General features: G+C 67.7%; 11 protein-coding genes. 3 read left to right on the plus strand and 8 right to left on the minus strand.

Annotated elements, in window-relative coordinates:
• Positions 1-3: 3 nt before the first annotated feature.
• The 3 genes from IP91_RS08180 (at position 4) to IP91_RS08190 (ending at position 4393) form a co-directional block, all read left to right on the plus strand.
• Positions 4-2598: a [protein-PII] uridylyltransferase gene (locus IP91_RS08180; protein ID WP_145648455.1), complete on the plus strand. Its 2595-nt coding sequence runs from the start codon at positions 4-6 to the stop codon at positions 2596-2598.
• Positions 2598-3347 (plus strand): pseudouridine synthase, encoded by a 750-nt coding sequence (locus tag IP91_RS08185; protein ID WP_199754540.1) that lies wholly within the window; start codon positions 2598-2600, stop codon positions 3345-3347. Before IP91_RS08180 ends, IP91_RS08185 begins: the two co-directional genes overlap by 1 nt.
• A 257-nt stretch (positions 3348-3604) precedes the next feature.
• Entirely contained in the window at positions 3605-4393 is a 789-nt protein-coding gene (locus IP91_RS08190; RefSeq protein WP_229474134.1) for a flagellar brake protein, read from the plus strand.
• 229 nt (positions 4394-4622) lie between these two features.
• On the opposite strand, the gene IP91_RS08195 is transcribed toward IP91_RS08190, so the two are convergent.
• From IP91_RS08195 to IP91_RS08230, 8 genes are all read right to left on the minus strand, one after another.
• Positions 4623-6614, minus strand: a complete 1992-nt coding sequence (locus tag IP91_RS08195; RefSeq protein ID WP_145648457.1) for an OPT family oligopeptide transporter — start codon at positions 6612-6614, stop codon at positions 4623-4625.
• Positions 6615-6788: 174 nt separating this feature from the next.
• The gene (gene def / locus IP91_RS08200; RefSeq protein WP_145648459.1) at positions 6789-7325 is read right to left on the minus strand and encodes a peptide deformylase; all 537 of its coding nucleotides are present in this window, start codon (positions 7323-7325) and stop codon (positions 6789-6791) included.
• On the minus strand, positions 7312-8217 hold the full coding sequence (gene galU, locus IP91_RS08205) for a UTP--glucose-1-phosphate uridylyltransferase GalU (protein ID WP_145648461.1): 906 nt from the start codon (positions 8215-8217) through the stop codon (positions 7312-7314). The genes def and galU overlap by 14 nt, the downstream gene beginning before the upstream one ends.
• Positions 8218-8226: 9 nt before the next feature.
• Complete coding sequence (ligA, locus tag IP91_RS08210) at positions 8227-10587, minus strand: NAD-dependent DNA ligase LigA (RefSeq protein ID WP_145648463.1); 2361 nt, start codon at positions 10585-10587, stop codon at positions 8227-8229.
• 20 nt (positions 10588-10607) lie between these two features.
• Positions 10608-12023, minus strand: a complete 1416-nt coding sequence (locus tag IP91_RS08215; RefSeq protein ID WP_145648464.1) for a cell division protein ZipA C-terminal FtsZ-binding domain-containing protein — start codon at positions 12021-12023, stop codon at positions 10608-10610.
• Positions 12020-15544 carry a chromosome segregation protein SMC gene (smc, locus tag IP91_RS08220; protein WP_145648465.1) on the minus strand — a complete coding sequence of 1175 codons (3525 nt, stop codon included), beginning with the start codon at positions 15542-15544 and terminating at the stop codon, positions 12020-12022. The genes IP91_RS08215 and smc overlap by 4 nt, the downstream gene beginning before the upstream one ends.
• A gap of 117 nt (positions 15545-15661) precedes the next feature.
• Positions 15662-16372, minus strand: coding sequence for a phosphatase PAP2 family protein (locus tag IP91_RS08225; protein WP_145648466.1), 711 nt, complete (start codon positions 16370-16372; stop codon positions 15662-15664).
• Positions 16373-16531: 159 nt separating this feature from the next.
• A complete protein-coding gene (locus IP91_RS08230) occupies positions 16532-18595 on the minus strand; it encodes a DUF1631 family protein (protein ID WP_145648467.1) in 2064 nt (687 codons plus the stop codon).
• Between the last annotated feature and the right edge of the window lie 118 nt (positions 18596-18713).

Consider the following 18713-nt stretch of genomic DNA (forward strand, 5'->3'; position numbering starts at 1 on the left):
ACCATGCTGGCCGACGCGATGCAGAAGGACCGGCGCGAGGAACTGCGCACCACGCTGAGGATGCGGCTCAAGTCCGACCGCCAGGTCGTGATCGCCACGTTCAAGGACGACGGCAAGCCGGAAAAGCTGCTGCGCAGCCTGCGCCAGAGCGTCGACGAGGTGCTCACCCAGGCCTGGCAGGCGGCCGGGCTGCCCGCGCAGAGCGCGCTGGTGGCCGTCGGCGGCTATGGCCGCGGCGAGCTGTTCCCCTATTCCGATGTGGACGTGCTGATCCTGCTGCACCAGCCGCCCGACGAGGACACGCGCCACCGACTGGAGGAACTGGTGCAGCTGCTGTGGGACCTGGGCCTGGAAATCGGCTCGTCGATCCGCACGGTGGAGGAATGCCTTACGGAGTCGAAGGCCGACATCACGGTGCAGACGAGTCTCCTGGAAGCGCGCCTCGTCACCGGCGACGAAGCGCTGTTCGAGCGGCTGCAGGCGGCCTACGACGCGGCAATGGATCCGCAGGCGTTCTTCCACGCGAAGACGGGCGAGATGCGCCAGCGCCACGCCAAGTACGAGGATACCGCGTTCAGCCTGGAGCCGAACTGCAAGGAGAGCCCGGGCGGCCTGCGCGACCTGCAGGTGATCCTGTGGGTGGCCAAGGCGGCCGGCCTGGCCAGCTCGTGGCGCACGCTGGCCACGCGCGGCCTGATCACGCAGACCGAGGCGCGCCAGCTGATGGAGAAGGAGCGCGCCTTCAAGGATATCCGCGTGCGCCTGCACCTGCACGCCGGCCGCCGCGAGGACCGCCTGGTGTTCGACGTGCAGACCGCGATCGCCGAAAGCCTGGGCATGGAGACCACCGGCGAAGGCGTGCACCTGCGCCGCGCCAGCGAGTATCTGATGCAGCGTTACTACTGGGCCGCCAAGACGGTGGTGCAGCTGAACACGATCCTGCTGCAGAACATCGAGGCGATGCTGTTCCCGCAATGCGGCGAGCCGCAGCCGATCAATCCGCGCTTCAACGAAGTGAGCGGCTTCATCGACATCAGCGCGGACGATGTGTTCGAGCGCACGCCGTCGGCCATCCTGGAAACCTTCGTGCTGATGACGGAGCGCCCGGCGCTGAAGGGCATCACGGCGCGCACCACGCGCGCGCTATGGCACGAGCGGCACAAGATCGATGCGGCGTTCCGCGCCGATCCCGTCAACCGCGCCTATTTCCTCCGCATCCTGCAGGCCCCCACCGGCATCCTGCACGCGCTGCGCCGCATGAACGAGCTGTCGATCCTGGGCCGCTACCTGCCGAACTTCCGCAAGATCGTCGGCCAGATGCAGCACGACCTGTTCCACGTGTACACGGTGGACCAGCACATCCTGATGGTGGTGCGGAACATGCGCCGTTTCACGATGACGGAGCATGCCCACGAATACCCGTACTGCAGCCAGCTGATGGCGAACTATCCGCAGCACTGGCTGCTGTACGTGGCGGCGCTGTTCCACGATATCGCCAAGGGCCGCGGCGGCGACCACTCGCAGCTGGGCGTGGCCGACGCGGTGCAGTTCTGCCAGGAGCACGGCATGAGCCGCGACGAGACGGAGCTGGTGGCTTTCCTCGTCGAGCAGCACCTGCTGATGTCGACGGTGGCGCAGAAGCAGGACCTGTCCGATCCGGACGTGATCGCCGCGTTCGCGAAGACCGTGCGCGACGAACGCCACCTCACGGGCCTGTACCTGCTCACCGTGTGCGACATCCGCGGCACCAGCCCGAAGGTGTGGAATGCCTGGAAGGCCAAGCTGCTGGAAGACCTGTACAAGATGACGCTGCGCGTGCTGGGCGGCGAACCCCACTCGGCGGACCGCGAACTGAAGAACCGCCAGCAGGAAGCGCTGGCCACGCTGCGCCTGTACGGCCTGCCGCCCTCGGCCCACGAGCCCCTGTGGCAGCAGCTGGACGTGGCCTACTTCCTGCGCCACGACGCCTCCGACATCGCCTGGCAGACGCGCGCCCTGTACGACCGGCTGGACAGCGACAAGCCGGTGGTGAAATGCCGCCTGGCGCCGATCGGCGAGGGCCTGCAGATCGCCGTCTACATCCGCGACCAGCCGGACCTGTTCGCGCGCATCTGCGGCTACTTCGACCGCAAGAACTTCAGCATCCTGGATGCGAAGATCCACACGACGAAGCACGGCTACGCGCTCGACACCTTCCTCGTCACGGAGCAGAGCTTCGCGAAGAGCTACCGCGACATCATCAGCCTCGTCGAGCACGAGCTGTGCGACCTGCTGCAGAAGGCCGAACCGCTGCAGCAGCCGATGCGGGGCCGCCTGTCGCGGCTGTCGCGCACGTTCCCGATCCAGCCGGCGGTGGACCTGCGGCCGGACGAGCGCGGCCAATATTACCTGCTGTCCGTGACGGCCAACGACCGTACCGGCCTGCTCTACTCGATCGCCAACGTGCTGACGAAATACCGCGTCAACCTGCACACGGCGAAGATCATGACGCTGGGCGAGCGCGTGGAAGACGTGTTCATCGTGGATGGCCCCACGCTGTCCAACGCGCGCGCGCAACTCCAGCTGGAAACCGATTTACTGGAAGCGTTGAAAGTGTAATGTCAGAAGAACTGTTAAGACTGTCGAAGCGCATGTCCGAACTGGGCCTGTGCTCGCGCCGCGAGGCGGACGAATGGATCGCCAAGGGCTGGGTGCGGGTGGACGGCAAGGTCGTCTCGGAACTGGGCGTGAAGGTGTACCCGAGCCAGAAAGTGACCGTGGAGCGGCAGGCCGCCGCCGAGCAGTCGAAGCGCGTGACCATCCTGATCAACAAGCCGATGGGCTATGTGAGCGGCCAGGCGGAAGACGGCTACACGCCGGCCGTGGCGCTGATCAAGCCGGAAAACCGCTGGCCGGACGATCCCGCGCCGGAGCAGTTCCACCCGACGCAGCTGCGCAGCCTCGTGCCGGCCGGTCGCCTCGACATCGATTCCGTCGGGCTGCTGGTGCTCACGCAGGACGGCCGCGTGGCCAAGCAGCTGATCGGTCACGACACGGACATCGACAAGGAGTATCTTGTGCGCGTGGAGTACACGAAACCGGGCAAGCTGCCGGAGTCGGACCTGAAGAAGCTGAACCACGGCCTGTGGATGGACGGCAAACCGCTGCTGCCGGCGAAAGTGCGCTGGCAGAACGACGACCAGCTGTCGTTCACGCTGCGCGAGGGGAAGAAGCGCCAGATCCGCCGCATGTGCGACATGGTGGGCCTGAAGGTGGTCGGCCTGAAACGGGTGCGCATCGGCCGCGTCAAGCTGGGCGACCTGCCGGTGGGCCAGTGGCGCTACCTGGCGGCGGACGAAGGGTTCTAGAGCGCGGTTCCGATCAAGAACGCCCCGTTATTTTATATCCATAATGCAACAACAATGTCGTCATGGAAGCGAATACTGGTATGCTTGCACGTTGAACCGCCGAACCTTCCATGAGACCCCACCCGAAACCCCATCGCGCACGCCTGTCCTGGCTCGATACGCATGCCGTGCGCAGGTTCAGCGCCCAGCTGCGCCCGAAGTGGACCGCGCTGCGCGTGTTTCGCGGTGGTCTTGCCCGGCACAGTAAAGGGGACTCCATGAGCAATCTGTCCGTCGCCAACAACGACACCCTGCTGGACGCCATACATCCGGCACCGGCCCGGCTTGCGCCGTTCAAGCCCGCCGATATCGTCGAACGCATCGGCATCAACGCGGCCTCGCACGAGATCGCGGATGCGGACATGATCGGCGATGCGCTGCAGGTGCTGGCCGACCGCGGGCAGCCGCTGACGATCTATCCGCCGGGCGGCGATGCCGTGCTGGCGCGCATCCTGTCGGTCCACCCGGACGAGCCGCACTTCACGCTGGAACTGGGCGAAGGCAGCACGCTGCCACCGGGCCGCTGCACCTTCGTCACCTGGCTCGATGCGGCGCGCTTCCAGTTCGAGCTGACGGCCGACTGGGCGCCGGCGCCGGACCAGCCCCTGCACATTCCCGCCCAATTCCCGCCCACCGCCATCGTGCTGAACCGCCGCACGACCATGCGGCTGGAGACGCCGCTGACGGGCAACTACACCGCATCCTTCGTCCTGTTCGGCAATCCGCACGAGCTGCAGCTGTACGACATCTCCGCTGGCGGCATCGGCATGCGCTGCGCCCCGCGCGACGCCAATGGCCTGCACATCGGCCGCAAGCTGCAGCGGGTGCGGCTGGAGCTGGGCGAATCGATCGTGATCTGCGACCTGGAAATCCGCCTGGCGCGGCGCTTCCGCTCCTTCCTGCTGGGCGAGCAGGTGCAGATCGGCTGCCGCTTCGTGAACCTGTCGCCGCAGATGCAGAACGAAGTCGACAAGGCGATCGGCCGGATGGCGATGGCGCGGCGGTAGAGCGCGGGCGCTTCTTCGCGCTGCAAAAAAAAAATCCCGCACCTGCGGGATTTTTTGCTGGAGGACCGGCTGGCGGATGGGCAGCGGTCTGCCCCACGGCGCCAGGGAGTCGGCCGATAACCGCTGCCGCCACCGCGGCCTGGCCCCAGCCGTTCGTGCGCGTTCCCACCGCGCCTGCAAAAGGCCGGGGTGCGACCCCGCCGCACATCCGCTGCTGCGACTTCTGCCGTCAGCCCTCGATCCGGCGCGCCGAACCGGCCGCCCAGCGATACAGGGTCACCAGGATCGCCGCGGCGACCGCCAGCGCAATGATCATCCCCGCCGATTCCTCGATGCCCAGGCCCAGCGCCATCGGCTCGCCGGAGCCGGACACCACGATCAGGCCGGCCAGCGCCACGTTGAACAGGCTTTCGCCCACGATGAAGCCGGACATCACGAGCACGCCCACGCGCGAGGCGGCCTCGCCATACGACTTGCCCCGCATCGCCTTCTCGAAGTAGTAGCCGGTCAGCGCGCCCACGACGACCGGTGCGATCACGGCCGACGGCAGGTACACGGCCAGGCCCACGCCCAGCGGCGGCAGGCTGTACTTGCCATGGCTGGTCTTCTTCAGCGTGAAGTCGATCGCCACCAGGATCAGGCCGATCAGCGCGCCCCAGGCGATCAGGTGCCATGGCAGGTCGCCGCCGATCACGCCGCGCGCCAGCGTGGAGATCAGCAGCGCCTGCGGCGCGGCCAGCGGCTGGTCCGAGATCGCGTGCTGGTTCGGCGCACCGACGAAGCCATACGCATGGTTCAGGAGCTCCAGCACTGGCGGCACGACGCACGAACCGGCGAACACGCCGATGATCAGGGCGACCTGCTGCTTCCACGGCGTGGCGCCCACCAGCTGGCCGGTCTTGAGGTCCTGCAGGTTGTCGTTGCCGATCACGGCCACGGCCAGCACCACCGTCGTCACGAACAGCGCGAAGGCGATCAGCGCATGGGCGATTTCCGGGCCCATGATGTGGCGGCCCACGAAGCCGACGGAGGTGGCGGCACCCAGGATCGTCAGGATGGCGATGCCGGACACCGGCGAGTTCGACGAACCGATCAGCCCCGCCATGTAGCCGCAGACTGCAGCGGCGAGCAGGCCCGCCACCAGGATGTAGCCGACACCCACGGCCACCAGCGGCGTGGTCAGCGAAGCCAGCACGCCGTCCTGCAGGAACGTCGCGAGCAGCCAGCCGGCCGGCACCATCGCCAGCAGCGTGACGAGACCCACGATGAAGATCGACATGTCGCGTTCTTCGCGCGGTACCGCTGCGCCGCCGTGCTTCTCGGCGCGCGAGGCTTCCAGCGCGGAGGTCAGGCCGCCGAAGATCGGTTTGGCCAGCGTGGCCAGCGTGACGATGGCGGCCGCGCCGATCGTGCCGGCGCCCATCATGCGCACTTCGGTACTCCAGATGCGCAGCGCGTGATCCATCGCGGAAGCGCCGGCGGCGATCGGCGAGAGGCTCGTCATCACGGGCACCAGGATGCCCCAGGCGATGATTAGGCCGACCAGCATCGCGATGCCGACCGTGATGCCCATCAGGTGGCCCGCGCCGATCAGCGCCAGCGAGCTCGAAGCGCCCAGGCCCGTGGCGCCGGTGCCGCCGCCGAAGCGGAAGTAATGGGAGACTTCACCGGCCGTGACCTTGGCGGCGGCCAGGAACGCGAAGAACGCCGACGACAGCGTGCCCCAGATGACCGCCTTCAGGCCGGCCTTGCCTTCCTGTGCACCGGCGCGCGACTGGGTGCCCACCTTCAGCACCTCGGCCGCGGCCACGCCTTCCGGATACGGCAGCTTCGACTGCGACACCAGCGCGCGGCGCAGCGGGATCGTGTACATCACGCCCAGCACGCCGCCGATGGCGCAGGCGCCGAACACGGGCCAGAACGGGATCTTGGCCCACCAGCCGATCATCAGCAGGCCGGGGACCACGAAGATCACCGAGGCCAGCGTGCCGGCCGCCGAGGCGATCGTCTGGACGATATTGTTTTCCTGGATGGTCGCGTCCTTGAACGCGGAGAGCAGTGCCATCGAGATGACGGCGGCGGGGATGGAGGTGGCGAAGGTGAGGCCGACTTTCAGGCCCAGGTAGACCTGCGCGGCCGTGAAGACCAGTGTGATGAGAATGCCGAGGATGATCCCCCGAACCGAAAACTCAAGCGGATTGGACGAAGAGGGTTGGCTCATCCTGTAACTCCCGGTGACCGGGATTCGTGATCCCGGATTGTTGTTGAACGCTCATGCTGGCCGGGATATTACGCGAGTTCTTCCGGGGCGCCAATGTTCAGTGTGAAATGGCAAAAGAGGTTTGTGTGCGGCTGCCCGGCAAGCAGGAACATCCCCTTTACTCCGCATTCATCTTCAATCGTCGTCGTTCGGATCCAGCTCGGGAAACATCACGCTGGTAAATCCGAACTTCGAGAAATCGCGGATGCGCGCCGGGTACAGGATGCCCAGCAGGTGATCCACCTCGTGCTGCACCACACGCGCATGGAAATCCTCGACATCGCGCACGATGCGGTTGCCATGCTGGTCGAAGCCTTCGTAGTGCAGCCGCTTGAAGCGGGGCACGCTGCCGCGCAGGCCCGGCACCGACAGGCAGCCCTCGAAGCCTTCCTCCATCGCATCGTCGAGCGGCGTGAGAACGGGATTGATCAGCACCGTCTCCGGCACCTGCGGCGCATCCGGATAGCGCACGTTCGACTTGAAGCCGAAGATCACGACCTGCAGGTCGACGCCGATCTGCGGCGCGGCCAGGCCGGCGCCGTTCGCCGCATGCATCGTGTCGAACATGTCGGCAATCAGCGCGTGCAGCGCAGGCGTGTCGAATTCGGTCACCGGCGCGGCCTGCCGCAGCAGGCGCGGATCGCCCATTTTGAGGATTTCACGAACGGTCATGGTCGTCTCCCTGCCCGGCGATGACACCCGCCACGAACTTGGCAAACTCCCGGCCGGTCTCCGGATGCTTCAGGCCCATCGCCACCGTTGCCTTCAGATAGCCCAGCTTCGAGCCGCAATCGTAGCGCTGCCCTTCGTAGCGGTAGGCCAGCACGCGTTCGTGCTGCAGCAGCGCGGCGATGCCGTCGGTCAGCTGGATTTCGCCGCCGGCGCCCTCGCCCACCTGCTCGAGGAAATCGAAGATGCGGCCGGACAGCACATAGCGCCCCACCACGGCCAGGGTCGACGGCGCCTGTTCCGGCGCGGGCTTTTCAACGATGCCGGACACGAGCTCGAGCCGGTCGCGGTACGGCGACGCGCTGACGACGCCATACTGGCGCGTGTGTTCGCGCGGGACTTCCTGCACGGCCAGCAGGCTGGCGCGCTCGAAGTCGTAGCGCGCCGTCATCTGCGCCAGCACCGGCTGCACGCCTTCCGGCGTGTCCATGAAGTCGTCCGCCAGCAGCACGGCAAACGGCTCGTTGCCGATCACGGGCCGCGCGCACAGCACGGCATGGCCCAGGCCCAGCGGTGCGGGCTGCCGGATGTAGATGCAGTTGACGTGCTTCGGAATCACGTTGCGCACCAGCTGCAGCAGCGCGTGCTTCTGGTTCGCTTCCAGTTCGGCTTCCAGTTCATACGCCTTGTCGAAGTGGTCCTCGATGGCGCGCTTGTTGCGGCCCGTGATGAAGACCAGCTCGGTGATGCCGGCTGCCACCGCTTCTTCCACCGCATACTGGATCAGGGGCTTGTCCACGATCGGGAGCATTTCCTTCGGCTGCGCCTTGGTGGCGGGAAGGAAGCGGCTGCCGAGGCCCGCCACGGGAAACACTGCCTTGCGAATCTGTGTCATGGTCTTGCCCTATTTGCCCAGCAGCGCCAGCAGCGCCGCCTCGTCCAGGATCGTCACGCCCAGCGCCTCGGCTTTCGCCAGCTTGCTGCCGGCTTCCGCGCCGGCCACGACGTACGAGGTCTTCTTCGACACGGAGCCGGACACCTTGCCACCGGCCGCCTCGATCATCGCGCCGGCCGCATCGCGCGACAGCGTTGGCAGCGTGCCGGTCAGCACGAACGTCCTGCCGGCCATCGGGCCTTCGTCGGCCGCCGCTTCGGGCAGCTGCGCCAGCAGTTCGGCGCGCAGGGCCGAGAGCGACATCAGCATCGTGCGGTTTGGTTCGGATGCCGCCCATTCTTCCAGCGCGCCGGCCACGGTGGCCGGCAGGCCGTACACGGTGAAGATCTTCTGCAGGGCCATCTGTTCCAGCGTCAGTCCCGCCTGCAGCAGCTGCTTCGCGCGCGGCTCCGTGAGCTTCGGGATGCCGATCGCGGCCAGCAGCTGCACCTCGTCGAGCTTCTCGCGCAGCTGCGCCTTCGGGGGGTGTTCGCCCTGCGGTGCCACGCCGGCCGCCAGCAGCGCATCGATGGCCTGCTGGTTCTTTTCTTCCGCGAAGAAGTCGGCGATCGACTCCGCAACGGTGCCGCCGATGTCGGGCAGCACGCGCAGCAGCGCGGCCGGCGCGCGGCGGATCAGCTCGAAGCGGCCCAGCCAGTCGGCCAGCGTCTTGGCCGTCGATTCGCCCACGTGGCGGATGCCCAGGCCGAACAGCAGGCGCTCCAGCGGCGGCTTCCTGCTGATCGCGATGGCTTCGAGCAGGTTGTCGGCCCATTTGGTGGCCACCTTGCCCTGCCTGACGGTCTCCGGCGTGGCGCCGTCGCGCTCGTCGGCGTCGCTCTTCATCTTCAGCAGGTCGTCGAGCGTGAGCCGGTACAGGTCCGCCACGCCGTGCACCAGGTTCGCTTCCACCAGGCTATCGATGTAGCGGTCGCCGAGACCTTCGATGTCCATCATGCGGCGGCCGGCAAAGTGGCGGATCGCTTCCTTGCGCTGCGCCGCGCAGGTCAGCCCGCCGGAACAGCGCGCCACCGCCTCGCCCTCTTCGCGCACCACGTGCGAGCCGCACACCGGGCAGGTGTCCGGCAGCACGTAGGCGGCCGGCGCCGGCGTGGGCCGCTTGTCGAGCACCACGGCCAGCACCTCCGGGATCACGTCCCCGGCGCGGCGCACGATCACCGTGTCGCCCACGCGCACGTCCTTGCGGCGCACTTCGTCTTCATTGTGCAGCGTGGCGTTGGTGACGGTCACGCCGCCCACGAACACGGGCACCAGGCGCGCCACGGGCGTGATGGCGCCGGTGCGGCCCACCTGCACCTCGATGGCCTGCACCGTCGTCAGCGCTTCCTCGGCGGGGAACTTGTGCGCCAGCGCGAACCGCGGGGCGCGCGACACGAAGCCCAGCGCGCGCTGGTCGGCCACGCTGTCGACCTTGTAGACCACGCCATCGATCTCGTACGGCATCGCCGGACGGGTCTTGCCGATGCGCGCGTAGAAGTCCAGCAGGCCGTCCTTGCCCGTCACGACGGCGCGTTGCTTCGCCACCGGCAGGCCGAGCTGTTCGTACCAGTCCAGCAGGGCGGAGTGCTGGTCCGGCATCGCCGCTCCGGTCAGTTCGCCGATGCCGTAGGCGAAGAAGCGCAGGTTGCGCTGCGCCGTGATGCGCGAATCGAGCTGGCGCAGCGCGCCCGCCGCGGCATTGCGAGGATTGACGAATTCCTTCTGGCCGGCGGCGCGCTGGCGTTCGTTCATGGCGGCGAAATCGGCCTTGAACATCAGCACCTCGCCGCGCACTTCCAGCACGTCGGGCAGTGCCTCGCCATGCAGCCGCAGCGGGATCGACTTGATGGTGCGGATGTTGGCGGAGACGTCTTCGCCCGTATAGCCGTCACCGCGGGTGGCGGCCTGCACGAACACGCCGTTCTCGTAGCGCAGGTTGATGGCCAGCCCGTCGAACTTCACTTCGCAGGCATAGTCCACCTGCCCCGCGTCCAGCCCCTCGCGCACGCGGCGGTCGAAGTTGTCGATGTCCTCGTCGCTGAAGCCATTGTTCAGCGACAGCATCGGCACCACATGCGTGACGGCGTCGAACTGGCCGAGCGGCGCGGCGCCCACCCGCTGCGTGGGCGAATCGGGCAGCGCCAGGTCCGGGTGGGCCGCCTCGAGTTCCTGCAGCTCGATGAACAGCCTGTCGTACTCGGCATCCGGGATCGTCGGTGCGTCGAGCACGTGGTAGGCGTGCAGGTGCCGGTTCAGTTCCGCCGTCAGCCATGCCGCACGGTCGGCGGCGGCTGCGTCGGCACGCTCGGCATGCTTGGCATCTTGGGTCATCGCGGTGAATCGCTTGAAAATCAGTTAAACAGGCGCATCGCGCGGGTGGAGCCGGCCGGGATGTCCGACGCTTCCATGTCCGCATAAAAATCCTGCACCTGGCCGGCGATCTCCGCCAGCGCGGCATCGGACAGCGGCTGGTTGTAGTCGTCGACGACGATGCCGTCGAGACGCTGCACCAGCGCCTTCGCGCAGGCCGTCATGGCACCGAAGCCGTTCTTGGCCGGCGCCACGCACGGCACGTCCAGCAGCAGCGTCAGGCGCGACGTGGTTTCCTCGGCCGGCGACACATTGGTCGACAGCGTGAACAGCTGGCCGCCCTCGCCGTCCGGCATCACGAAGCGGCCGTCCGGACGCACGTCGAAGCCCTGCTTTTCCAGCGCGCCGACGAGCGTGGTGATGGCCCATGGCGCGCCGTTGGCGGCCAGGTTCACGCCCAGCTGCGCATCGTGCGCGGCCACGAAACGGTGCAGGTTGCGCGCCTCGGCCATCACTTCGATCATGTCCGGCACTTGCGGTTCCGCGCCGATCTCGTCGGCCATGCTGCGCAGGCGCGTCACCAGTTCCGAATACTCCAGTTCATTGAGCGCGGTGGTGCGGCTGGCCAGCTGTACGCCGCCCTGCAGCTTGGTATAGACGATGCCATGGCGGACCGGCTCCCAGCGGCCGCTGGCGGCCAGGCCGATGAAGTGCACCGGCTTGCTGCCGACCAGGCGCAGCTTCTGCAGCGCCGGCAGCAGCTTCTCGCCGCGCGCCGGGCCTTCCAGCTCCAGCGGCAGCAGGCAGTCCACCAGCGGATCGACGAGCGAGGTGGCCTGCTCGGCGGCCGACACGGCCGGGTCTTCGGCCGGCCGCGGGGCCGGTGCAGAAACGGCAGCGGGCATAACGACCGCAGGTGCCGCAGGTGCCGCCCCTACTGGGGCAACCGGAGCGGCGGCAGCAGGCAAGGCGGGAGTCGTCGATACCGGACCAGGGGCCACGCCAGCCGCCACCGCAGGTGCCGCTGCCGGCACGGGGTCGAGGCTCGGCTCGATGCCTGCCGCGGCCAGGCGAGGTTCATGCGGTTCGCGCGGCTCGTGAGGTTCGCGAGGTTCAATGACCGGATCGGGATGCAGCACATCGTCCGCCACGACTGCGGGCGCCACCGCTTCCTCGTGCAGCGGCGCCGCGTAGGCACCGGAGCCGCCGTCCACCAGCGGCAGGTCGCCCAGCGAGAAGCTGGGTTCGGCGCGCACCGTGTCCGGTGTCGTCAGCGAGGGCTCGAACGGATCGGCCGCGCCATCGTCGCCGCGGTGCATCAGCACGTCGTCGTGCTCCGTGCCGAAGGCGCGCTCCACGCTTTTCTTGGCCTTGTGCTCCTGCCACTTGTTGTAGATGAATACGCCGGCGACGAACACGCCGGCGGCTGCGATCAGGCTGGTTTGAAAGTCTGTCATGCTGCTTGTGCCTCGGTAGCGAAGTTGACGGCGGCTTCCATATCCACCGCCACGATGCGCGATACGCCCTGCTCCTGCATCGTCACACCGATCAGTTGAGTGGCCATCTCCATCGCAATCTTGTTGTGCGAGATGAAGAGGAATTGGGTCTGCTCGGACATGCGTTTCACCATGCGGCAGAAACGCTCCGTGTTGGCGTCGTCCAGCGGCGCATCCACCTCGTCGAGGAGGCAGAACGGCGCGGGATTGAGCCTGAACATCGAGAACACGAGGGCCGTTGCCGTCAGCGCCTTTTCGCCGCCGGACAGCAGGTGGATCGTCGCGTTCTTCTTGCCGGGCGGCTGGGCCATGACCTGCACGCCGGCATTGAGGATTTCGTCGCCCGTCATGATCAGGCGGGCCTGGCCGCCGCCGAACAGGATCGGGAACAGCTCGCTGAAGTGGCCGTTGACCTGGTCGAACGTGGCCTGCAGCAGGTCGCGCGTTTCACGGTCGATGCGGCTGATGGCGTCTTCCAGCGTGGTGATCGCTTCCACCAGGTCGCCGTTCTGCGCATCCAGGTAGTTCTTGCGTTCGGAGGCCTGGGCCAGCTCGTCGAGCGCGGCCAGGTTGACGGCGCCCAGCGCGGCGATGGCGTTGGTCAGGCGCGTGACCTCGCCTTGCAGGTACTGGGCCTTCATGTCCGGCGTGAGCTTCGCGGCCAGCGCAGTCTCGTCGGCCTGCACTTCCGCCAGCTGCTGCGCGAACTGATCCTGGTTCAGGCGCGCCGCCTGTTCCTTCAGCTGCATCTCCGTGATGCGGTCGCGCTGCGGCTGCAGGCTGCGCTCGTTCGTCATGCGCGATTCCTCCGCATGGCGCAGCTGCTGGGCGATCTGGTCGAGCTCATGGCGTGCATCGGCCAGCGCACGTTCCTGCAGCGAGCGGCGGTCCAGCAGTTCCTGCAGGCCTTCGTGGGCGGTTCCCGCTTCCAGCCCGGCCAGTTCCGCCTCGCCGTCGCGCAGGCTGTCCGCCACCTGGGCCGCCTGCGTGGTGGCAGTGGCGATATTGCGGCGCAGTTCCTCGATGCGGCTGCGCGCGGCTTTTTCCGCGAACGCCGTTTCCTGCGCCTTGCGCTCCAGCTCGCGCAGGGCCTCGCGCGCGTCGGCCAGCCGGCCTTCCTTGCGCTGGAAGGCTTCCTGGCCTTCCTCGTGCTCGCCCTGCAGGTCGCCCAGCGCAATGTCGAGCTGCTCGAATTTTTCTTCCGATGCGAGCTTGACCTGCAGTTGTTCCGCTTCCTGCGCGGCGATCTCGGCGAGATCGGCCTCGATCTGCGTGCTGCGCTGGTTGAAACGTGCCTCGATATCGGACAGCTTCACGACTTCCAGCTGCAGTGCGTGCAAGGCGCTCGTGAGCGACTGGTTCTTCTGCCGCAGCTCGGTCAAGGTGCGGGCGTGGTTCGTCACGGCCGCTTCGGCGCGCACCATGCGCGAGCGGGCTTCCTCGGCCAGCATGGCCTGCGCGCGCAGCTGCTTGCCGATATTGTCGATCTCCTGCTGGCGGCCCAGCATGCCTTCCTGCTCCGAATCGGCGGCATGGAAGCGCACGCTCGACGGCGTGACGATATGGCCCTGGCGCGTGACAAAACAGGCGCCCGGAGGCAGGTGCACGCGGTTCGAGAACGCCTGCGCCGCATCCTCGGCGATGAAGACACTGTGCAGCCAGTCCTGCAGCACGCCGCGCAGGCCCGGATCGTTCAGCTTCAGCAGGTCGAGCAGCGGCCGGAAGCCGACCGGTGCGGCGGGAGGCGGCGCGGCCGTGGCGGGGGCGAACAGCGCCAGCTTGGCCGGCGGCGCATCGCCGATGAAATGCTTGGCCCACTCCAGGTTCGACACCTGCAGGGCGCCGGTGCGTTCGCGCAGCACGGATTCCACGGCCGCTTCCCAGCCCGCCTCGATGGCCAGCTGCTGCCACAGGCGCGGCAGCTCGTCCAGGCCGTGCTTCTTCAGCCAGGGGGTGACCTTGCCCTGCGTCTGCACGCGTTCCTGCAGCTGGCGCAGCGCGTTCAGGCGCGCTTCCAGCTGCGCGCTCGTGGTCGTTTCGCTCTGCACGGCGGCCTGCGCGGCGCGGCGTTCCTCTTCCAGCTTCGGCTGCGTGTCGAGCGCTTCTTCCAGCGCCATCGTGACTTCTTCCAGCGCCTGCTGCTTTTCTTCCTGCTGCCAGCGCAGGTTTTCCAGGTGCGACGCATCCGGCATCGCCAGGCCGTTCTTCTCCTGCTGCAGGCGCTCGCGCCGCGTGGCCAGGCCGTTCAGGATGTTCGAGGCATTGCGCTGGTGCGCCGATTCCAGTTCCAGCTGCTGCTGCATCTGCATGATGCGGGCGCGCGATTCGGTGGACGATTCCTGCGCCGCGCGCCATTCCTGCTCCAGCAATGGCAGCAGCTCGCCCTTCTGCTCGGCCACCATCTGCGCCTCTTCCACCTTTGCCGCCAGCTCTTCCAGCTCGAATTCGGCCTCGTCGACCTGGCCGCCGTATTCCTCGGACTGGCGGGTCCACTGGTCGCGCTGCGCCGTCAGGGTGGCGATCTGCTGCTGCAGGCGCGTGCGCGATTCGACGACGAACTTGATCTGCGCTTCCAGGCTGCCGATTTCCGCATTGGTCTGGTACAGATTGCCCTGCGCCCCGTGCAGGCGGTCGCCGACGGCGAAGTGCGCCTGGCGCATCTGTTCCAGCGACAGTTCCACGCCGCGCAGCTGGGCCGTTTGCTGTTCCAGGTCCGTCTGGGCCTGCAGCATCTCGCGGAAATAACGCTCCTGTTCGGCCTGCGCCTCGTTCTTGCGCAACAGCCAGAGGAGCTTCTGCTTTTCTTCCTGGTCCGCCTGCAGCGCGTGGAAGCGCAGCGCGATCGCCGCCTGGCCCTCCAGGCGCTCCAGGTTGCCGCCCAGTTCGCGCAGGATGTCTTCCACGCGCAGCAGGTTGTCGCGCGTGTCGTTCAGGCGGTTCTCCGTTTCGCGGCGGCGCTCCTTGTACTTCGAGACGCCGGCCGCTTCTTCGAGGAACACGCGCAGCTCTTCCGGGCGCGACTCGATGATGCGGGCGATCATGCCCTGGCCGATGATGGCGTAGGCGCGCGGACCGAGGCCGGTGCCGAGGAAGATGTCCTGGATGTCGCGCCGCCGTACCGGCTGGCCGTTGATGTAGTAGGTGGAGGTGCCGTCGCGCGTGAGCGTGCGCTTCACGGCGATCTCGGCGTACTGGCCCCACTGGCCGGACGCCTTGCCATCGTGGTTGTCGAACACCAGTTCGACGGAGGAACGGCCGGCGGGTTTGCGGTGCGTGGAGCCGTTGAAGATCACGTCCTGCATCGATTCCCCGCGCAGCTCGGAGGCTTTCGATTCGCCCAGCACCCAGCGCACCGCGTCGATGATGTTCGACTTGCCGCAGCCGTTCGGACCCACCACGCCAACCAGCTGCCCCGGCACCTGGAAATTGGTGGGATCGACGAACGACTTAAATCCCGACAATTTGATGGATGAGAGACGCACGAGGGTAAATTTATTGCCAGTCAGGCCAGATTACAAGGAAAGCTATCATACCATCCCGCCGTCGCAAACCCGGCAAATTTGGCAGGCGGACGGATGCCGTGCGGCACGCCCGGCCCGTCAGATCGGGCCGCGTACCTGCACGGGGGCCTGCCGCACCTCGGGCTGGGCATCCGGCTGCTGGTCTGGCTCGACATCGGCCTGCGAAGCCGGCTCCCCATCCGGGCGCTGCTTCCAGGCCCGCTCGATCGGGTCCTTGCCGGTCAGGTACATGGCGATCTGCTTGATCCAGCGTTCCGCCGGGGCCGGTTTCGTCAGGGGCATGATGATCACGAGCGGGATGCACAGGGCCAGCAGCAGGTCGGTGACGATCGCCGGGCGCTCGCCGCGCACGCCCAGGATGAATGCCGCGGCCACCGCATAGCCCACCGCGCCACCGAGCACCACTTCGGATACCGAATGAGCGCGCACCGGCAGCCGGGAATAGCTGATCAGGAAGGCCAACAGCACGCCGGCCGCCAGCCCCAGGGTGCGATAGCCGGGCCGGGCGTTGCGGAACGCGAGAAAGAACACCACGGGATAAACGGCCGTGGCCCGCATCGCGTGACCCGACAGCCCGGAAAAATGCCACGCCTGGATGCCGATGCCCCAGCCGTACCAGAGCAGCTTGGTGATGACGACCAGTGCCATGCCGCCGCAGAACAGCAGCATCCAGTTCAGCGACAGGCGCCAGCTGCGCCCGGCCAGCAGCCACACGGCCACGGCCACGCCCAGCGGGCCCGTCACGGTGACGCCGCCCAGCGCCGTCAATGCCTTCCACAACAACATCATCTGCATCCTGCTTTCTGTTCCGTCCGGTCGGGGCCGGTATTGAACCACACTGCCGCGTCCAGCGCCAGAATATTCCGCCATGGCAATACTCGCCAGGAGGGTTGCAGTGTAGTGTCTTTTTATTACGCCAGGATTAATGCCGCCGATCTGAGGCAGTCATCACGCGGCGATGCTGCCGGCCGGGTCGTTGCTGGCCAATGCCTGCGCGAGCGCGCGGTCGACGACGCCGCCAGGCTGCAGCGCGGTGACGCTGCCCGCCCGCAGGCGCTGCGCCAGATCGCCGGACGACAGGGAAAAGGCTTCCTGGCGCGCGCCGTTGGAGAAAATGAACAGCGAGCGCATCGGGCTGATCCAGGCCAGCCTGACCTGCCGCGCACCGCCCTCCTCCGCGAATTCGCACCAGGCGCCGCGCGCGAGATGGGCCAGCGCGCAGTCGTCGGCGGCGGCCGCTTCCGAAGCCGTCACCTGCGCCAGACGGCGCTGCGCCGCATGCTGCGCCGCCTCGATCGATACCGCCAGGCGCCGTTCGGGCGCCATGTCTAGCGGGGCGCGCACGATCGAGGCATGGCAGTCGGCCAGTTCGGCGAAGAAGCGCGTGCGTTCGTCGCCCTGCCAGCGGATCACGTCGAGCCACTTGTTCAGCGCGGCCAGCAGTGCGGGCAGTCTGGCCAGGAACTGGCGCCGCTCGTCCGCCGTCAGTTTCGGCTGCACGCTCCACACCAGGTGGTCCATCGCCTGCGTGGCGTGCCGCACCGCGCCGGGCTTGTCCGCTTCGACGCTGTAGGCGATCGTCAGCACATCCGTCCAGCGGGTCTCCAGGAACGCTTCGACGACGGCGACGACTTCGCCGGTGCCGAGGCGCAGGCTGACGGCATCGCGGGCGGCGCGCCGGGCCGTGGCGGTCCTTTCCTGCTGCAGCGCGGCGGCGACGGGCGCGGCGATGGCGGCCGCTTCCTCGTCGGCCAGCACCTGCTCCAGCTCATGGACGGCGCGGGCAAAAGCGGCCGTCACATCGCCCGTCCCATCGGCCGCTGCCTGGTTCACGCTGCGGGCCATGGCACGGTACTCGGGGTCGTCCCTGCGCCGCTCGCCGCGGCGGGTGCGCTCCCGGCCCAGCTGCGACAGCAGCTCGAGCAGGCGGCGTGCCGGATGGGCATCGTCGAAGAAGAACGCACGGTCGGCCAGCACTGCCTGCAGCACCGGCACTTGCAGCAGCTGCAGCAGGTCGCGGCTTTCCGGAGCGATGGCGCCGTCGTGCAGCACCGCATCGAACACGGCAGCCAGCAGGTCGATGGTTCCCTCGTCCGCCGGCGACAGGGCGCCGGCTGGCGCGCCCCGCTTGATGCCGGGCAGGTAGACCACGTTGGCTGGCGCGGCGCCCATGTCCTGCGGCGGCAGGCGTGGCAGGCTCTCCAGGTAGGCCAGCAAGGACGCGCTGGGGCCCATGGTGCCAGCCGGGCCGGTGGCGGTGGCGCCGCTGGTGCTGGCGAAGAACCGCTGCAAGCGGTCCGTCAATGCCGCGTGGCGCCGGCCATCGTGCGCTGCGGGACGAACGCGCCGGGGCGCCGTCACGCCGCGGCGCTCCAGCGTCTCGTTCAAAGACCCGTAGACCGCCTGGAGATCGTGGAAGCACGCGGGGTTCAGGAGCTGCAGCAGCACGGCTGCACCGCCTTCGTCCTCCTCCCCGAAGAATTCCTGCAGCGCCTGCGACCACGCGGCGATGAACACCGCCGGCCGGAACGGATTGACGCGCAGCGAGGCACGGTCGAACAGTCGGGCGAGCCGCACGCCAAGTGCCGCCAGTGCGTCGGCATGCGCGTCGTCGAAGGGCCGCGCGATGGCGCCGAGGGTGACGCGCTGGTCCATCTCCTCGTAGGGTACGAGTGACAGCGCGTTTTCCGCCGGCGCCGGCACCGGCTGCTGCGGCGCGAGCTGGACGAGTTCGCGCCGCAGATGATGTTCCAATGTGCTGCCGGCCAGATGTACCAGCGTGACATGCCCGTCGCCTAGCGCCTTTGCCGTGCGTGCGCGCAGATGCATCGTGCGCGCGTCTACCAGCATCGCGGCGTCTTCCGTCAGCAGGCGGCCGGCCAGCGTCGTGCACAGCTCGCGCAGCCCGTGCGTGACCTGGCGCAGCGTGATGGCGATCAGCTCCTCGAGCAAGGCATGCCGCGGCGTGACCGCCCCGGGCGGCGCAGACGGTGAGATGGAAGTGGCGGACATGGGCGCGAAGGGTCGGGAGGTACCGCCATTCTGGCACACTATTTCTGTGGCGCAATAAACTGCGCAGCAAGCTGTGGTTTTACTGCGCTTCCTCAACCTGTCAGCGATCCCATCGGCG

This window comes from Pseudoduganella lurida, from assembly GCF_007830455.1.
Taxonomy (GTDB): domain Bacteria; phylum Pseudomonadota; class Gammaproteobacteria; order Burkholderiales; family Burkholderiaceae_D; genus Rugamonas; species Rugamonas lurida.

Bases quoted from the DNA above. Each gene is read 5' to 3' on its own strand.
- IP91_RS08215 (WP_145648464.1), bottom strand. From the start codon at position 12,023: ATGACAGACTTTCAAACCAGCCTGATCGCAGCCGCCGGCGTGTTCGTC.
- IP91_RS08195 (WP_145648457.1), bottom strand. From the start codon at position 6,614: ATGAGCCAACCCTCTTCGTCCAATCCGCTTGAGTTTTCGGTTCGGGGG.
- galU (WP_145648461.1), bottom strand. From the start codon at position 8,217: ATGACACAGATTCGCAAGGCAGTGTTTCCCGTGGCGGGCCTCGGCAGC.
- IP91_RS08190 (WP_229474134.1), top strand. From the start codon at position 3,605: ATGAGCAATCTGTCCGTCGCCAACAACGACACCCTGCTGGACGCCATA.
- ligA (WP_145648463.1), bottom strand. From the start codon at position 10,587: ATGACCCAAGATGCCAAGCATGCCGAGCGTGCCGACGCAGCCGCCGCC.
- IP91_RS08225 (WP_145648466.1), bottom strand. From the start codon at position 16,372: ATGATGTTGTTGTGGAAGGCATTGACGGCGCTGGGCGGCGTCACCGTG.
- IP91_RS08180 (WP_145648455.1), top strand. From the start codon at position 4: ATGCTGGCCGACGCGATGCAGAAGGACCGGCGCGAGGAACTGCGCACC.
- IP91_RS08230 (WP_145648467.1), bottom strand. From the start codon at position 18,595: ATGTCCGCCACTTCCATCTCACCGTCTGCGCCGCCCGGGGCGGTCACG.
- def (WP_145648459.1), bottom strand. From the start codon at position 7,325: ATGACCGTTCGTGAAATCCTCAAAATGGGCGATCCGCGCCTGCTGCGG.
- IP91_RS08185 (WP_199754540.1), top strand. From the start codon at position 2,598: ATGTCAGAAGAACTGTTAAGACTGTCGAAGCGCATGTCCGAACTGGGC.